16 protein-coding genes are annotated in these 15,466 nt (G+C 70.9%); 9 read left to right on the plus strand and 7 right to left on the minus strand.

Annotated features, from left to right (window positions below; genetic code table 11):
• Window positions 1-639, minus strand: a complete 639-nt coding sequence (locus ABZZ20_RS20650) for a bifunctional 4-hydroxy-2-oxoglutarate aldolase/2-dehydro-3-deoxy-phosphogluconate aldolase (protein WP_356871488.1) — start codon at window positions 637-639, stop codon at window positions 1-3.
• A 136-nt stretch (window positions 640-775) separates the two neighbouring features.
• On the opposite strand from ABZZ20_RS20650, the gene ABZZ20_RS20655 reads away from it, so the two are divergent.
• A complete protein-coding gene (locus ABZZ20_RS20655) occupies window positions 776-1,591 on the plus strand; it encodes an IclR family transcriptional regulator (RefSeq protein WP_356871490.1) in 816 nt (271 codons plus the stop codon).
• Here the strand turns inward: ABZZ20_RS20655 and ABZZ20_RS20660 are convergent.
• Together ABZZ20_RS20660 and ABZZ20_RS20665 are read right to left on the minus strand one after the other, a co-directional pair.
• Window positions 1,553-1,882: a hypothetical protein gene (locus tag ABZZ20_RS20660; RefSeq protein WP_356871492.1), complete on the minus strand. Its 330-nt coding sequence runs from the start codon at window positions 1,880-1,882 to the stop codon at window positions 1,553-1,555. The two genes, ABZZ20_RS20655 and ABZZ20_RS20660, sit on opposite strands and share 39 nt — an antisense overlap.
• Window positions 1,837-2,109 (minus strand): ATP-binding protein, encoded by a 273-nt coding sequence (locus ABZZ20_RS20665; protein ID WP_356871494.1) that lies wholly within the window; start codon window positions 2,107-2,109, stop codon window positions 1,837-1,839. Before ABZZ20_RS20665 ends, ABZZ20_RS20660 begins: the two co-directional genes overlap by 46 nt.
• A gap of 181 nt (window positions 2,110-2,290) precedes the next feature.
• Between ABZZ20_RS20665 and ABZZ20_RS20670 the strand changes: the two genes are divergently transcribed.
• Window positions 2,291-2,800 (plus strand): GNAT family N-acetyltransferase, encoded by a 510-nt coding sequence (locus ABZZ20_RS20670; protein ID WP_356871496.1) that lies wholly within the window; start codon window positions 2,291-2,293, stop codon window positions 2,798-2,800.
• Window positions 2,801-3,134: 334 nt separating this feature from the next.
• Window positions 3,135-3,350 (plus strand): hypothetical protein, encoded by a 216-nt coding sequence (locus ABZZ20_RS20675; protein ID WP_356871498.1) that lies wholly within the window; start codon window positions 3,135-3,137, stop codon window positions 3,348-3,350.
• Window positions 3,351-3,398: 48 nt separating this feature from the next.
• Here ABZZ20_RS20675 and ABZZ20_RS20680 read toward each other — a convergent pair whose 3' ends face one another.
• The gene (locus ABZZ20_RS20680) at window positions 3,399-4,496 is read right to left on the minus strand and encodes a MerR family transcriptional regulator (RefSeq protein ID WP_356871604.1); all 1,098 of its coding nucleotides are present in this window, start codon (window positions 4,494-4,496) and stop codon (window positions 3,399-3,401) included.
• Between the two features lie 364 nt (window positions 4,497-4,860).
• On the opposite strand from ABZZ20_RS20680, the gene ABZZ20_RS20685 reads away from it, so the two are divergent.
• The 3 genes from ABZZ20_RS20685 to ABZZ20_RS20695 all read left to right on the plus strand — a co-directional run bounded on the left by ABZZ20_RS20685 (window position 4,861) and on the right by ABZZ20_RS20695 (window position 8,560).
• A complete protein-coding gene (locus tag ABZZ20_RS20685) occupies window positions 4,861-5,172 on the plus strand; it encodes a hypothetical protein (RefSeq protein WP_356871500.1) in 312 nt (103 codons plus the stop codon).
• Window positions 5,173-5,249: 77 nt separating this feature from the next.
• Complete coding sequence (locus ABZZ20_RS20690) at window positions 5,250-7,031, plus strand: sigma-70 family RNA polymerase sigma factor (RefSeq protein ID WP_356871502.1); 1,782 nt, start codon at window positions 5,250-5,252, stop codon at window positions 7,029-7,031.
• A 299-nt stretch (window positions 7,032-7,330) separates the two neighbouring features.
• Entirely contained in the window at window positions 7,331-8,560 is a 1,230-nt protein-coding gene (locus tag ABZZ20_RS20695) for an MFS transporter (protein WP_356871504.1), read from the plus strand.
• Window positions 8,561-8,805: 245 nt separating this feature from the next.
• Here the strand turns inward: ABZZ20_RS20695 and ABZZ20_RS20700 are convergent, their stop codons facing one another.
• Complete coding sequence (locus ABZZ20_RS20700; RefSeq protein WP_356871506.1) at window positions 8,806-10,197, minus strand: glutamate decarboxylase; 1,392 nt, start codon at window positions 10,195-10,197, stop codon at window positions 8,806-8,808.
• Between the two features lie 294 nt (window positions 10,198-10,491).
• On the opposite strand from ABZZ20_RS20700, the gene ABZZ20_RS20705 reads away from it, so the two are divergent.
• Entirely contained in the window at window positions 10,492-10,881 is a 390-nt protein-coding gene (locus ABZZ20_RS20705) for a tyrosinase cofactor (protein ID WP_356871508.1), read from the plus strand.
• Entirely contained in the window at window positions 10,878-11,729 is an 852-nt protein-coding gene (locus ABZZ20_RS20710) for a tyrosinase family protein (protein ID WP_356871510.1), read from the plus strand. The genes ABZZ20_RS20705 and ABZZ20_RS20710 overlap by 4 nt, the downstream gene beginning before the upstream one ends.
• On the opposite strand, the gene ABZZ20_RS20715 is transcribed toward ABZZ20_RS20710, so the two are convergent.
• Complete coding sequence (locus ABZZ20_RS20715; RefSeq protein WP_356871512.1) at window positions 11,681-12,400, minus strand: response regulator; 720 nt, start codon at window positions 12,398-12,400, stop codon at window positions 11,681-11,683. The two genes, ABZZ20_RS20710 and ABZZ20_RS20715, sit on opposite strands and share 49 nt — an antisense overlap.
• Window positions 12,397-14,001 carry a sensor histidine kinase gene (locus tag ABZZ20_RS20720; RefSeq protein ID WP_356871514.1) on the minus strand — a complete coding sequence of 535 codons (1,605 nt, stop codon included), beginning with the start codon at window positions 13,999-14,001 and terminating at the stop codon, window positions 12,397-12,399. Before ABZZ20_RS20720 ends, ABZZ20_RS20715 begins: the two co-directional genes overlap by 4 nt.
• Before the next feature lie 105 nt (window positions 14,002-14,106).
• On the opposite strand from ABZZ20_RS20720, the gene ABZZ20_RS20725 reads away from it, so the two are divergent.
• Window positions 14,107-15,465 carry a cation:dicarboxylase symporter family transporter gene (locus ABZZ20_RS20725; RefSeq protein ID WP_356871516.1) on the plus strand — a complete coding sequence of 453 codons (1,359 nt, stop codon included), beginning with the start codon at window positions 14,107-14,109 and terminating at the stop codon, window positions 15,463-15,465.
• Window position 15,466: the final 1 nt, after the last annotated feature.

Consider the following 15,466-nt stretch of genomic DNA (forward strand, 5'->3'; position numbering starts at 1 on the left):
TCAGCGCTCCGGACGGGCGCAGTGGGCGCAGCAGGGCCGTGCCAACTCGGCGAACAGTGCGGCGAGTTCGCCGAGGTCCTCCGGCAGGCCGGTGCCGATCCCGACGGCGGTCGCCCCAGCGTCGAGCCATTGTCGGGTCTCGTCGGGGCGAATGCCTCCGGTCGTGATGAACAGGGCCTCGGGCAGCACCGCTTTGAGGGAGCGGATGAACTGCGGGCCGCCGACGTGCGCCGGGAAGACCTTGGCGGCGCCGGCGGCCCGGACGGCGGAGGCGATCTCGCCCGGGGTGAAGCCACCCTCCACGAAGACCGCCCCGCGCCGTGTGGCGACGGCGCGGACTTCGGGGGCCGGGTAGGGGGAGATCAGGAAGGCCGCGCCCGCGGCCAGGGCGGACTCGGCCTCGGCTGTGGTGGTGACGGTGCCGACGCCGATCAGGGCGGGACGGTCGTGGGCGTCGGTGAGCGGTGCGGTACGGGCGACGGCCTCGGCCCAGCCGGGGGTGGAGGTGGTCAGTTCGATCGCGCGGCAGCCGGCGGCCAGCAGGGCGGTGGTCCGGCGGACGGCCTCGTCCGCGTCGGCGTTGCGCAGCACTGGCAGCAGGCCTTGGGCGGCCAGCGCCGCGTACGGGTGACAGGACAACGGAAGACCCCCTCGTGTGCCACGTAGTGGCACGCGGTACCGTGTATTGGAACTCCTTGCCGAGACCCTACCCACAACCCGGCCCGCCTTGGGAGAGCGCATGCCCGATGAGAAGGGCCAGAGGAACGAGAGGGATATGAGTGACACGAGGGACTCGGAAGCCGAGGCCGCCGGCGGAGCCGGCGTCGGCGCCACCTCCCGCGGCGGCCGGACCTCGGCGGCCGGGACCGCCCTGGAGAAGGCGATGCGGATCCTGGAGGCGGTGGCCGCGCCCGGCGGGCCGCACCGGCTCACCGATGTGACGGTGGCGGCAGCCGTCCCGAAGTCGAGCACCTTCCGAATCCTCGCCTCACTGATCGAGCAGGGCTTCGTACGCCTCGAAGGCGAATCCCGGTACGCGGTGGGCCCTCGACTGCGTGCGCTGTCCGCCCTGATCAGCGGCAGTGAGCAGCAGAGCATCGGGCGGATCCTCGGCGAGTTGCGGGAGGCCACCGGCCAGACCGTCCACCTCGCCCTGCACAGCGGGGAGACGCTCACCTACATCCGGAAGCTGGAGGGCGACCAGCCGTTCCTGACGGCATCCCGGGTCGGGATGCGGATGCCGCTGCACAGCACCGCGATCGGCAAGAGCATCCTGGCGCACCTGCCCGACGAGGAGGTGAGCGCCCTGGTCACCGGCGCGGGGCTGCCGCGCCGCACGCCGAGGACACTGACCACCCCGGATGCCCTGCGGGCGGAGCTGCAGGCGGTCCACGCCCGGGGGTTCGCCGTGGACGACGAGGAGAACGAGCCGACCATCCGCTGCATCGGCGCCGCGGTCCTGGGCCCAACGGGCCGACCGATCGGCGGGGTCAGCGTCACCACCGTCACCTTCCTCGTCTCCCGCGAGGAGATCGAGACGTACGCTCCCGCCCTACGCGCGGCCACGGAGGCACTCGCTCCGCTGCTCTGAGCACGACGGGACGGGACGGGCGGAACGCCGCGCCACGGAAACGCACTCAGGACTTGCGGTGTCTTCTGGGTCTTCTTGAAGCGGAAGCTGTCGGTGCCGGTCTCGGTCCACGATCGCCGCGCAGAGCCGCGGGTCGGTGAACGTCTGCTTCCACTCCGAGAACGGGGCGTTCGAAGCGATTGCGATCAGCAGGTGTGACTTGCCGGTGCCGGAGTCCCCAATCAGACAGAGCGGCAGGCCGGCTTTCACCCCGGCTGGGTCGGCCAGGGTGCTGACCTGGTCGGGGGGCACGTTCGAACTTTTCTCGAACTCGAAGTCCTCCAGCCGCTTGGGGCGGGCGAAGTCGCCTCCCTGACCAGCCGGGTCTTCCGCTCCTCGTGCTGGAGACACTCGGCTTCCAACAGGTCGGCCAGGAAGTCCTTGTAGCTGGTTCGCTCCTGCAGCGCCGTGGACGCGATCTCCTCCCAGCGTGAGCGGATCGTGGGCAGGTGCAGGGTCCGGCAGGCTTCGTCGATCACGGTCTCGACGGCGCCGGCGGCGGAGGCGTCCTTGCGGGGCCCGGGACCCGATCACCGACGTTCGACATCACCGTCGCCATCAAATGGCAGCGAGCCGCCGCCGGGGACTGGGCCGCCTACGCAGCCGAGGTAAGCCGCCGCCACCATGATGTCTGAATCCATAGACAAGGGAGCAACATAGATGCTGCTACGTGATGTTGAGTACGGTGACGTCGACGCCTACGTCCGGATGCGATGCGACCCGGTCATGATGGCCGAGCTGGGCGGCCCGCTGCCTCGCGAAGGCATGGAGGCGAAGGTCCAACGTGATGTTCAACGAGTCGCAGCGGACACCGACTGGACAAAGATGATCGTGCCCGATGAGGCCGAGCTGAACGTGGTTGCGGGTACCGTGGCCTTGTGGCCTCACGACGCAGACGGCGAGCGCATCTCCGAGATCGGCTGGATGGTGCTGCCGGAGTACCAGGGACAGGGACTCGGGAAGCTGGGCGTCCGCAAGCTTCTTGAGCTGGCCCGCGACAACGGCCGGTGGGGGTTGATACACGCATTCCCCGCAACAACCAACGCCCCGTCCAACGGCATCTGCCGCACGCTCGGCTTCCGGTTCCTGGGCAAGCGAGACGTGCCCTTCGCCGGTCGAGTCCTGCGAACCAACCACTGGGCTATCGACCCTCGCACCGACCTGACCTGACCTGATACAGGACCGCAGCACGCCGGCGACCCGAGCGAAACTGCGGGGGCAGGAGGCATTCAGAGAGTTCCAATACCCGAGCACACCACTAGCGATCTACCCCGCCGAGACGATCGAGGCCCATCGCGCCTTCATCGCCCGCCGCAGGGCCACCCGACCCAGCGATGAGTATCGGATCCCCACCGAGGAGGAAGGGGACGCATTCCTCGCGCACTTCGAGAAGCGCAAGGTCTCCATCGGCACCTACGCTCGTGCCTCCTCAAGCCCTTGTGTCCATGAACATGCTTGCGTTCGTTGCTCGCTCCTCCAGCCGGCCCCGGTCAAGCTCATCCGGTTGGAGGAGATCCGCGACAACCTCATTGCACGCATCACCGAAGCCGAACGCGAAGGCTGGCTCGGCGAGGTCGAAGGACTGCGAATCAGCCTCGCCGGAGCGGAGGACAAGCTTGCGCAGATCGACCAGCGGGGCTCGCGGGCGATCGACCTGGGCATGCCGAGTCGCGCGGCCGGTCCTGTCCACAGCGCCATGCCCGCTCAGCGCCGCACATGACCGGCGAGCCATCCAAATGCCGCCATGGCACTGACGCTGCGACGCGGTTCAAGCAATGAGCAGGCGGAGGCCGAGATCTGCCGCGTCGAGGTCGGCGAGGTCGCTGTTGCGCTCGGCCCACCGGCCGGATTCGAGGTCGTCGCTAAGGCTTCGCACCGCCCCCTGCTCGACCTCCGGTCCGACCCTCGTCCACACCGACATCGCACGGCGCACGTGATCCTCCAGATACGCCCCCGGTCGGCGCCAGTAAGCCTCGAACAGGCCGTCAGCGCAGTCCCACGGGATGGGCACCGGCTCAACGCGGGCGCCGATCGCGTCGGCCATCCCAGCCAGGGAGGGAAATTCCGCGAGGACGGCGGCGAACTCAGGCAGGTAGTCGCGGGTAAGCCAGAACCGGTCCTGCCATCCGGGCTCGTCGGTGTCGAACGTGAGCACCACGACGCGGCGGGCCACGCGCCGCATCTCGCGCAGCCCCGCTAACGGGTCCCCCCAGTGGTGAACGGTGGAGACGGCCATGGCGACGTCGAAGGAGTGGTCCTCGAACGGCAGGCTCTCCGCGGCGGCGGCCACGCACGGCGCCGAGCCGGCAGGCCGCTGCCCCCGCATGACCGCCGATGGCTCCACCGCGGTCACGTCGCGATCAGCAGGCTCGTAGGAGCCGGTGCCGGCCCCGACGTTCAGCACCGTCTGCGTGTCCCCGAGCGCGTCCCAGATCTGCGCGGCGATCCGCGGATCGGTACGCCGTGTCGCGGTGTAGGCGCCGCCGATCGCGTCGTACAGCCGTGCACCGAGCATCTCCAGTTGCTCCTCCGGTGTCACCTTCAGTCCCTTCGCCCGTGCCTCAAGTTCCCTGTCGATGGCCGCCACCATGGCGTCAGCGCGATCACGCCGCTCCAGCAGCAGGCCGCGCAGTCGGCGCAGGTGCGCGGCCGTGTCGGTGGACGGGTCTGCGACCAGTTCCGCGACCTCCTGCAGCCCGAAACCCAACCGCCGATAGGCCAGCACCTCCCGCAGCCGCTCCACGTCGCCCGCCGAGTAGGCCCGGTACCCGGCCACGGTCCGCGCCGACGGCCGGACGAGCCCGATCTCGTCGTAGTGATGCAGCGTGCGGACGCTCACGTCGGCGAGCTCGGCCACGCGTCCCACGGTCCAGTGATCATCCACGGCACCGACTATGCAGCCTGACGCCACGTGAGGGTCAAGAGCCTCACTCACGGCAGCAAGAGCCGAACGCGAAGCAGCGGTCCGAGGCGACTCCTGCAAGCCAGAGCGATGGTCTGGTTCACAGAAGCAGGCGTGCTCGTGGATGCAGGGGGTACTGAACGAGCGGTCGCAGGTGCCGATGGAGACCTTGCGCCGCTCGAAGTGGCCCAGGAATTCGCTCCACTCCTCGTCGGTCGGGACACGGTATTCATCGGTTGGCCGCATAGCTCGTCGACGGGCCAGGAAGGCCAGATGGGCTTGGACAGCCTCGTCGGGATAGACCGCCTTGTAGCCGAGGCTGACGTTGGTGTCCTGGTCGAAGCGGTGGAGGACCGCGACCGCCCCGTGCACCTGCTCCTCGGCGCTGCCGCGCGGACCGTCGACGTCGCCTTCCCCGACCCGGTCGACTCTGGACGAGTTCGCCGCCGCCGGAGAGCGGATCGCCGCCGCCGACCTCGACTTCGTGACCCGTCGACAGCGCCCGGAGGAGCTGGTGGAGCGGGTGGTGGTGGGCACCGTACTGGGGGATGCGATGCTTGCGGCCCTGAGGCGGCTCGCCCAGGTGGACGCGTCCGCACGGCGCTACTCCCAGGAAGCCGCGGATTCTTCTTCCGGATAACTGTTATCCGGACCCCGCTCGACGGTCTCCCAGGTAGTGGGCATCATCGACCGCCGGTACGGACAGGGAAACAGCACATGACTACACAGCACACGGCAGCGCTGGTGGCAGCGGCCCGGGCGGGCGATCCCCGCGCGCAGGACGAGCTCGTCGGCACGTACCTGCCGCTCGTCTACAACATCGTCGGACGCGCCCTGAACGGGTCCTGCGACGTGGACGACGTGGTGCAGGACACGATGCTCCGGGCGCTCGACGGCCTCAGCGGCCTGCGCGTGGACGAGAGCTTCCGTTCCTGGCTGGTGGCGATCGCGATGAACCGGGTACGGGCGCACTGGCAGGCCCGACACAGCGCCCCCGGTGAAAGCGGCCTGGAAGCCGCCTGGGAGCTGGCGGACCCGGGTGCCGACTTCGTGGACCTGACGGTCGTACGGCTCCAGTTGGAGGGGCAGCGGCGGGAAACGGCCCGGGCCACCCGCTGGCTGGAGACCGACGACCGGGCGCTGCTGTCGCTGTGGTGGCTGGAATGCGCTGGTGAGCTGAGCCGCTCCGAGGTGGCCGCGGCCCTGGAACTGTCCCCGCAGCACACCGCGGTGCGCGTGCAGCGGATGAAGGCCCAGCTGGAGTCCGCCCGGGTGGTGGAACGGGCCCTGGACGCGCAGCCGCCCTGCGAGGGGCTGCGGACGGTGACGGCCAGCTGGGACGGCCTGCCGTCGACGCTGTGGCGCAAGCGAATAGCCCGGCACGCGCGGGAGTGCATACGGTGCGCAGGACTGTGGAGCGGACTGCTCCCGGCGGAAGGGCTGCTCGCGGGCCTGGCCCTGGTCCCGGTCTCGGTGGCCCTGCTGGCCGGCATACGGTCGGCCGCGGCGGGCGGTTTCGTACCGGCGGGTGCACACTTCGCCCCAGCGAACGCGGCGTACGCGACCGAGGGCGGCGCGGGCGCCCCCGCGGGGTATGCCGACCCGGGCTTCGCCGAACCGGGGCTCGGCACCCCCGGCCCCGGCCCCGGCCCCGGCCCCGGCCCCGGTGACACGGACTTCGGCGGCACGGACTTCGGCGTTACGGACTTCTCCGACGCCGCGACGCAGCTCACCCCCACGGTCTCCAGCGAGGGCGGCATCCCGGACGCCACGCCCGGCCGGGGCCGCAGCGCAGTGCGCAAGCGCAAGCAGAGCCGCCGCCGGGTGATCGGCGGTGCGGTGCTCGCCGCGTGCGTCGCGGGCGGCGGACTGGCCTACCTCGGCGGACTCCCCGGCTCGGGCGACCAAGAGGCCGACGGCGCGCCCGCCACGCCGCTGGCCGCGCTGTCGGCGCCCGACTCCGCCTCCCCGTCGCCCTCGGCCTCGCCCTCCGCGTCCCCCTCCCCGTCGGCCTCCGCCTCGCCGAGCCCGACCGTGCAGAGCCCGAGCCCCAGCCCGACGCCGACCAAGTCCACGCCGCCGCGCACTTCGGCACCCGCTCCCGCGCCCGCCCCGCCGGGAATCGCCGGCCAGGTCATCGCCCTGGTCAACAAGGAGCGCGCGGAGGCGGGCTGCGGAGCCCTCAAGGAGGACTCGCAGCTGCGGGCGGCTGCCCAGGGGCATTCCGACGACATGGCGAACCGGAACTTCTTCTCGCACACCAATCCCGACGGAGCCGACCCGGGGCAGCGGACGACGGCCGCCGGGTACCGCTGGTCGACGTACGGGGAGAACATCGCGCGGGGCCAGCAGACCGCGGCCTCGGTGATGGACTCGTGGATGAAGAGCCCGGGCCATCGCGCCAACATCCTCAACTGCTCCTTCAAGGACATCGGCGTGGGAATCCACCAGGGCTCGGGCGGCCCGTGGTGGACGCAGAACTTCGGCGCCCGGATGTGAGCGGGCGCGGGACGCACGACGGTCGTACGCGTACCCGGAGACCGGCGGCGCCTTCGGTGGCGACGAGGCGGCGGTGCGGGACGCCGCCCGCCGGACCCGGTCGCAGTCGGCGCCAGGGCGCACCCGCCACGACAGGGATCCGGCGCTGCCCCGGCAGCTGACGGAACGGTTCCCGGCAGCGGCCCGGCGCGGGCGTTCGCCCCGTCCGCGCGGCGGCTGCCGCGGGACGGGGCGAACCACGTGCTAGAATGCGCGAGTTCGCCTTCGACGCCCCAACGGGTGCGTCCGGAGGCTTTTTCATGCCTTCTGACAATTCCGCGCCCACGACACTTCCCACCACCAGCTACCGCGCTCTGCTCCGCAACCGTGAGTTCGCCGGTTTGTACGCCAGCTTCACACTGACGGTCGCCGCGAGCACCTTGTCGGGCTTCGCGCTCGGCACGCTGGTCGACCAGCAGACCCGATCCCCGTTCCTGACGGCCGTGAGCATGTACGGTGCCACGTTCGCAACGGTGCTCGGCGCACTGACCCTGATGTCGGTCGCGGACGGGAGCCGTCCGCGCCGGACCCTCGTCACGCTCCAGTGCGTCTCGCTGGTGGGTGTTGCCGCGCAGGCTGTTCCGGGGCTACCGCTGGCCGCCCGGTTCGGTCTCCTCCTGGTGCTGGGGTTCTTCCAGTCGCTCGGCACCGGAACGCGGATGGGGCTGCTCGCCGAAGTCGTGCCGACCTCCACGTATGCGCTTGCGCGGTCGCTGATGAACATCACGTCGGGCGGCACGGCAATCCTCGGCTACGCCACCGGCGCCCTACTACTGCGGCACCTGGACCCGCGGGAAGTCTTCGTCATCGCCGCTGGCCTGACCGGACTCGGGTTGGGCGTCGTGGCGGCGACCGTCCGGGAACGTTCGATCCGGCTGACCCGTCGCCCCGGACTGCGCCAGACCTGGACGACCAACACCGCGCTCTTCTCCCACTCCGGCCAGCGGGCGCTGCTGCTCAATCTATGGGTCCCCAACGGCCTGATCGTCGGCTGTGAGGCTCTGTTCATTTCCTACGCCCCAGATCACGCCGGAGCCCTGCTGGCCGCCGGATCGGCTGGCATGCTCCTCGGAGACCTGGCGGTCGGGCGCCTGCTCACCGCCGACCAGCGACGCCGCTGCGCGTTCGCATTGCGACTGCTGCTCGCCGTGCCGTACGTGCTGTTCGCCGCCAACCCGCCGACGCTGGTCGTCACGGCCGCGGTGTTCGTGGCCAGTGCCGGGTTCGCCGCCACCCTGCCACTCCAAGAACAGCTCCTCGCGCTGACCCCTGACCCGGTCCGCGGGCAGGTGCAGGGCGTCGAGTCCGCCGGCCGGATGACGTGGCAGGGCATCGGAGCCGCGATCGCCGGCGGCGTCGCCCAGCACCTCACCCCCGGCACCACGATCACTGCCGTGGCTGCTGTCTCCATCGCCATCACGGTCTTCTCGCAACCCTTCGTCGCCCGCGCCCGCGCCCGCACGGTCCGGGACGAGAGGGTCGGTGCATGAACCGCAGGAGGTCGATGGCCGGTCAAACCGGCTCCGCCCCGACGACCACACGAGCGGCGCGCACGGCCCGGACGCGCCCGCCGGGCCCTGCTGTTCGTCGACAGCACGCGGATGACGTCGTGGGCGCGGACGACCCCGGTGTGGACGGGGCAGGCCCTTGTACTGGACGTACTTGGGTCTTCGGCCGGTGCGGCGAGACTGCGTGCCGGGCGGCGTGGGGGCGTGCCTCACTTCCCCGAGCCCGCTTAGTGGTGGAAGCCCGAGCGGGGCGGGGCCGGCGGCGCCGGCGGGGGTGAGGCGGTCAGGTGTTCCACCGCGTGGCGCAGGTCGGTGAGGAGCAGGGCGATCTGGTCGCGGGTCACGCCGTGCCGGATCAGCACGCGCTGGATGACGGTGTCGTCCCGGTCGGCCGGCAGCGGGTACGAGGGCACCTGCCAGCCGCGCATCCGCAGCCGGTCGGAGAGGTCGTAGAGGCTGAAGGGGGATCCGGCCGGATCGGTGAGCCGGTAGGAGACGGCGGGCAGGGCTCCGCGGCCGTCGTAGAGCAGGGTGAAGGGGCCCATGTCGGCGATCTGCCCGGCCAGGTACTGGGCGGTGTCGGCGCAGGCCTGCTGGACGCGTCGGTAGCCGCCGTGGCCGAGCCGCAGGAACAGGTAGTACTGGGCGATGACCTCGCCGCCGGGGCGGGAGAAGTTGAGGGCGAAGGTCGGCATGTCACCGCCCAGGTAGTCCACGTCGAAGACGAGTTCCGGGGGCAGCAGGTCGGCGGTGCGCCACACGATCCAGCCGACGCCGAGGGGTGCGAGCCCGTACTTGTGCCCGGAGGTGTTGACGGAGGCGACGCGCGGCAGCCGGAAGTCCCACACCACGTCGGGGTGGAGGAAGGGGGCGACGAAGCCGCCGCTTGCCGCGTCCACGTGGAGCGGCACGTCCCAGCCGTGCTCGGCCTGGATCCGGTCGAGCTCGGCGGCGAGTTCGGCGACGGGCTCGTAGTCGCAGGTGTAGGTGACGCCGAGGATGGCGACGACGCCGATGGTGTTCTCGTCGACGTACGCGGCGAGCTGATGGGGGCGCAGGCCGGTGGCGTCGGCTTCGAGCGGCACCTGGCGCAGTTCGACGTCGAAGTAGCGGGCGAACTTCTCCCAGCAGATCTGGACGGGCCCGCACACCAGGTTGGGACGGTCGGTGGGGAGGCCCTGGGCCTGTCGGCGTTTGCGCCAGCGCCACTTGAGGGCGAGTCCGCCGAGCATGGCCGCCTCGCTGGAGCCGGTGGTGGAGCAGCCGGTGGCCGCGCCGCCGGCCGGTGCGTGCCACAGGTCGGCCAGGATGTTCACGCAGCGGGCCTCGATCTCGGCCGTCTGCGGGTACTCGTCCTTGTCGATCATGTTCTTGTCGAGGCACAGGTTCATCAGGCTGTGTACGCCGTCGTCCGACCAGGTGGTGCAGAAGGTGGCCAGGTTCTGGGACGCGTTGCCGTCGAGGAGGAGCTCGTTGCGCAGCAGCTCGTAGACCACCTCGGTGGGTGAGTGGTCGTCGGGCATGCGGTACTTGGGGAGGATCTGGCCGCTCAGCGCGGACGCGAACACGTCCGTATCGGCGTCACCGGCGCGTACGTCTTTCGTCTCATGAAGAGCCATATCCGGACTATAGATTACTGGTCATCACAAACGCCCTTTCCCTCACCTTGATGAAGAAATCGGGCATGGCGTCGGAAATCTTCCGGCCGACTCGGCGGTGTGATCCCCTCCATAACAACCGCATGCGCACCGAATAAATTACCGCCAAGTAGGCCACTGCTCGAAGATCTTCCCGTCCGGACCGCCGAAGCCCGTTCGGACGGGAAGATCAACCAATTAGTTCTACAAGCAACTTATCCGCTGATGTCCAGATATCGGTCAACGCCCCCTGCCCGCCTGATACTTCTTCGCACCATGAAGAAGATCACCCGCCGGCAGGCCATGGGCACCACCGCCGGCGCACTCACCGCCCTCGGCCTCACCGGCGCCACCGCGCACGCAGCCGCCACCGACTCCCGCGCCTCCATACCCACCGGCACGGTCGACGAGGTGTACCAGGGCCGCCGCATCCAGATCACCCCGGGCGGAGGGGGCCACCACGGCGGCCACCACTCCCCCGGCCTGCCCACGGTCCGGATAGACGGCCGCGAGCTGCACGTCATGCGCAACGCCGACGGCACGTGGATCAGCGTGGTCAACCACTACGAGACCTTCGCCGATCCCACCTCGCTCGCCCGCGCCGCCGTACGCGAGCTGCAGGGCTCCGTCCTCGCTCCGTTCGCGCCCATGGGGGGCACGGCATGACCGTCCGCAAGAACCAGGCCACGCTGACGCCCGAGGAGAAGCGGGCCTTCACCAATGCCCTGATCGAGCTCAAGCGCACCGGCGCCTACGACCGCTTCGTCACCACCCACAACGGGTTCATCATGAGCGACACCGACTCCGGCGACCGGGTCGGCCACCGCTCCCCGTCCTTCCTGCCCTGGCACCGCCGCTTCCTGATCGAGTTCGAAGCCGCGCTGCAGAAAGTGGATCCGGAGGTCGCGCTCCCGTACTGGGACTGGACGACGGACCGCACCTCCCGCTCCTCCCTCTGGGCCGCCGACTTCCTCGGCGGCACCGGCCGGGCCCGCGACGGGCAGGTCCTCGACGGCCCGTTCGCCTACGCGGCAGGCAAGTGGAACGTGAACGTACGGGTGGACGGGCGCGCCTACCTGCGGCGGGCACTCGGCACGGGGGTGGCCGAGCTGCCGACCAAGGCCGAGGTGGACGCCGTGCTCGCCATGCCGGTGTACGACACGGCCCCCTGGAACAGTTCCTCGAACGGCTTCCGCAACAACCTGGAGGGCTGGCGCGGCGCCAACCTCCACAACCGGGTGCACGTGTGGGTCGGCGGCCAGATGGCCACCGGAGTCTCCCCCAACGACCCGGTGTTCTGGATGCACCACGCCTTCGTGGACAAGCTGTGGGCCGAGTGGCAGGCCCGCCACCCGCAATCCACCTACCTGCCGGCCGCCGGCACCGCCAACGTGGTGGACCTGCACGACACGATGCGGCCGTGGAACGACGTGACCCCGGCCGACATGCTCGACCACCGGAAGTTCTACACCTTCGACACCGAACCGGTCCCGGCCGCCGCCAGCCAGCGGTAGTGCAGTTCTGGGCGGCCGACCTGGCCGTACCGCGGGGTGCGGTCCGCCCGCCCGGTGTCCACCAGGTGCTCCAGGTATCGGCGGGCGGTGATCCGCGAGATCCCGGCCGCCTCGGCCGTCCCGGCGGCGGTCAGCCCCTCGGGCGCCGCCCGCAGCAGCGCGGCGACCCGGTCCAGGGTCGGCGCGCTGAGCCCCTTGGGGAGCTCCGCGGGGCTCGGGGCGCGCAGGGCGGCGAGCGCCCGGTCCACGTCGTCCTGCCCGGCGGCCTCCCCCGCGGTCGCCCGGAACTCGGCGTAGCGCAGCAGCCGCTCGCGCAGCGTGGGGAAGGCGAAGGGCTTCAGTACGTACTGGACCACACCGAGCGAGACGCTCTCGCGGACCACGGCCAGGTCCCGCGCCGAGGTCACCACGATCACGTCGACCGGATGCCCGGCAGCCCGCAGCCGGCGGGCGAAGCGCAGCCCGTGGCCGTCGGGCAGGGTGAGGTCGAGCAGCAGCAGATCGACGCGGGTCCGTTCCAGGACCCGGGTGGCCTCGGCGAGCGAGTGGACGGCGCCGACCGCGGTGAAGCCGGGCACCCGGCCGACGTACAGTGCGTGCGCATCGGCGGCGACGGGGTCGTCCTCGACCACCAACACCCGCACGTCGGCCGACCCGCGTGCTCCGCTCATGGCCTCGGCCCCCTTCTCATCGGCAGTCGTACGGTGAACTCGGCTCCCCCGCCCGGAACTTCGGCGGCTTCCGCGCTGCCACCGTGCCGGTGGGCCACCTGTCGGACGAGCGCGAGGCCGAGGCCGCGCCCCTCCCCCTTCCCCGACCAGCCGCGCAGGAAAACGTCGCCCGCGGCCCCCGGGGGCAGCCCTGGGCCATTGTCGGTGACGCGCAGGAGCAGTCCGTCCTCCTCCGGGCGGACGGTGACCGCGATCCGGGCGCCGGGGACGCCGGTGAGGGCGTCGACGGCGTTGTCGAGGAGGTTGCCGAGGACCGTGACCAGGTCCCGGGCCGGGACGGTTCCGGTGCTGCCGTCGACGGCACGGCTGTCGGGGGTGACGACGAGCTCGACGCCCCGCTCGTGCGCCTGGGCCGCCTTGCCCAGCAGCAGGGCCACCAGGACGGGCTCGCCGACGCCGGTGACCACCTCGTCGGTGAGGGCCTGGGCCAGCTCCAGTTCGGCGGTGGCGAACTCCACCGCCTCGTCCGCACGGTCGAGTTCGATGAGGGAGACCACCGTGTGCAGTCGGTTGGCCGCCTCGTGGGCCTGGGAGCGGAGCGCCTGGGTGAATGCGCGCTCCTGATCCAACTCTCCGGTGAGCGACTGAAGTTCGGTGTGGTCGCGCAGGGTGACCACGGTGCCGCGCCGCCCTCCGCCCGCGACCGGAGAGCTGTTGAGGACCAGCACCCGGTTCACGGTCAAGTGCACCTCGTCCACCCTCGGGCGGTCGGCGAGCAGGGCGCCGGTGAGCGGTGCGGGCAGCCCCAGGTCGGCGACGCCGGTGCCCCGGACGTCGCCGCGCAGACCGAGCAGTTCCCGCCCGGCGTCGTTGATCAGCGTGATCCGGCGCTGGCCGTCGAGCATCAGCAGCCCTTCGCGCACTCCGTGCAGGGCCGCCTGGTGGTAGTCGTACATCCGACTGAGCTCGGACGCGTTCATCCCGTGGGTGTGCCGGCGCAGCCGGGCGTTGACGACGTACGTGCCCACCCCGCCGAGGGCGAGCGCGCCGACCGCGACCCATGCGAGGACGGCGAGCTGCTCGGCGAGCCGGGCGCTCACCGCACGGACGGTGATGCCGGCGCTGACCATGCCGATGACCCGGCCGTCGTCCACGAGCGGGGTGACCACGCGGATGGAGGGCCCCAGGGTGCCGGTGTAGGTCTCGCTGAAGGTCCGGCCGCGCAGGGCGGGGGCGGTGTTGCCCATGAACGGTTCGCCGATCCGCCGCGGGTCGGGATGGGTCCAGCGCCGCCCGTCCGGGGCCATGATCGTCACGAAGTCCACGCCCGAGTCGACGCGGACCCGCTCGGCGTAGGGCTGGAGCGTGACCGAGGGGTCGCTGCCGTCCCCCGCCCCCCGGACGGCCTGGTGGACCGACGGGGAGTCGGCGACCGCGCGGGCCACGGATCCGGCCTGGCGTCGGGCGGCCTCCTCGGCCTGCCCGCGGGCGGTGGCGTACGCGAAGACCGCGCAGCCGGCGACGACCGCGGTGACCAGCAACACCTGCATGGCGAAGAGCTGGCCGGCGAGGCTGCGCGGCGGTCGAGGGAACCGGAACATGGCGTTCAGTCTGCACCCGGTCGTGAACTCAATGAACGCAAGGGTGACCGGGGTCACAGCGCCGGGCGATGGTCTCCCGGAACGCATTCACCACCAGGAGGCGACGTGGCCGCCAGACGCGACAAGACGCACTATCTGTACATCGCGGTGATCGCCGCGGTGCTCCTCGGCATCGCCGTCGGCTTCGCCGCACCCGGCGTGGCCGTGGAGCTCAAGCCGCTGGGCACCGGCTTCGTGAACCTCATCAAGATGATGATCTCGCCCGTGATCTTCTGCACGATCGTGCTGGGCATCGGGTCGGTCCGCAAGGCCACGAAGGTGGGCGCCGTGGGCGGCCTCGCCCTCGGCTACTTCATGATCATGTCCACGGTGGCGCTGGCCATCGGGCTCGTCGTCGGGAACCTGCTGGAGCCGGGCAGCGGGCTGCACCTGACCGAAGCCGCCAAGCACGCGGGAGAGGCCCAGGCGAAGGCGGGCGGGGCGCAGAGCACGCCCGAGTTCCTGCTGGGGATCATCCCGACCACCCTGGTCTCTGCCTTCACCGGGGGCCAGGTGCTGCAGACCCTGCTCGTCGCACTGCTGTGCGGCTTCGCACTCCAGGCCATGGGCAGCGCGGGCGAGCCGCTGCTGCGCGGGATCGGGCACGTGCAGAAGCTGGTGTTCCGGGTACTGGCGATGATCATGTGGGCAGCGCCGGTGGGCGCGTTCGGTGCGATCGCCGCGGTGGTCGGCGCGACCGGGATCGACGCACTGAAATCCCTGGCCGTCATCATGATCGGCTTCTACACGACCTGCCTGCTGTTCGTGTTCGTCGTCCTGGGCACCCTGCTGCGGGTGTGCACCGGGGTGAGCGTGTTCGCCCTGCTGCGCTACCTGGGTCGCGAGTTCCTGCTGATCCTCTCCACCTCCTCGTCCGAGTCGGCGCTGCCGCGGCTCATCGCGAAGATGGAGCACCTGGGCGTGTCCAAGCCGGTCGTCGGCATCACGGTGCCGACGGGCTACTCGTTCAACCTGGACGGGACGGCGATCTACCTGACGATGTCCTCGCTGTTCGTGGCCGAGGCCATGGGCAAGCCGCTCGCCCTGGGCGAGCAGATCTCGCTGCTGCTGTTCATGATCGTGGCCTCGAAGGGTGCGGCCGGCGTGACGGGCGCGGGCCTTGCGACGCTGGCGGGCGGACTCCAGACGCACCGGCCGGAGCTGGTCGACGGCGTCGGGCTGATCGTGGGCATCGACCGCTTCATGAGCGAGGCCCGGGCCCTGACGAACTTCGCGGGCAACGCGGTGGCGACGGTACTCATCGGCACCTGGACCAAGGAGTTCGACCGCGCGCGGGCAGCCGACGTCCTCGCGGGACGGCTTGTGTTCGACGAGACCACGCTGGTCGACGACGACCACGGTACGGAAACCCTCGCCGTACCCGAACAGTCGCCGGCCGCCGCCAGGGACGGCGTACCGGTGTAGC

Source organism: Streptomyces sp. NPDC006430 (assembly GCF_040612395.1).
In the GTDB taxonomy this organism is placed as follows: domain Bacteria; phylum Actinomycetota; class Actinomycetes; order Streptomycetales; family Streptomycetaceae; genus Streptomyces.

Excerpts from the sequence above, each read along its gene's own strand:
- ABZZ20_RS20655 (WP_356871490.1), top strand. The coding sequence starts at position 776 with ATGAGTGACACGAGGGACTCGGAAGCCGAGGCCGCCGGCGGAGCCGGC.
- ABZZ20_RS20670 (WP_356871496.1), top strand. The coding sequence starts at position 2,291 with ATGCTGCTACGTGATGTTGAGTACGGTGACGTCGACGCCTACGTCCGG.
- ABZZ20_RS20690 (WP_356871502.1), top strand. The coding sequence starts at position 5,250 with ATGACTACACAGCACACGGCAGCGCTGGTGGCAGCGGCCCGGGCGGGC.
- ABZZ20_RS20695 (WP_356871504.1), top strand. The coding sequence starts at position 7,331 with ATGCCTTCTGACAATTCCGCGCCCACGACACTTCCCACCACCAGCTAC.
- ABZZ20_RS20700 (WP_356871506.1), bottom strand. The coding sequence starts at position 10,197 with ATGGCTCTTCATGAGACGAAAGACGTACGCGCCGGTGACGCCGATACG.
- ABZZ20_RS20705 (WP_356871508.1), top strand. The coding sequence starts at position 10,492 with ATGAAGAAGATCACCCGCCGGCAGGCCATGGGCACCACCGCCGGCGCA.
- ABZZ20_RS20710 (WP_356871510.1), top strand. The coding sequence starts at position 10,878 with ATGACCGTCCGCAAGAACCAGGCCACGCTGACGCCCGAGGAGAAGCGG.
- ABZZ20_RS20715 (WP_356871512.1), bottom strand. The coding sequence starts at position 12,400 with ATGAGCGGAGCACGCGGGTCGGCCGACGTGCGGGTGTTGGTGGTCGAG.
- ABZZ20_RS20720 (WP_356871514.1), bottom strand. The coding sequence starts at position 14,001 with ATGTTCCGGTTCCCTCGACCGCCGCGCAGCCTCGCCGGCCAGCTCTTC.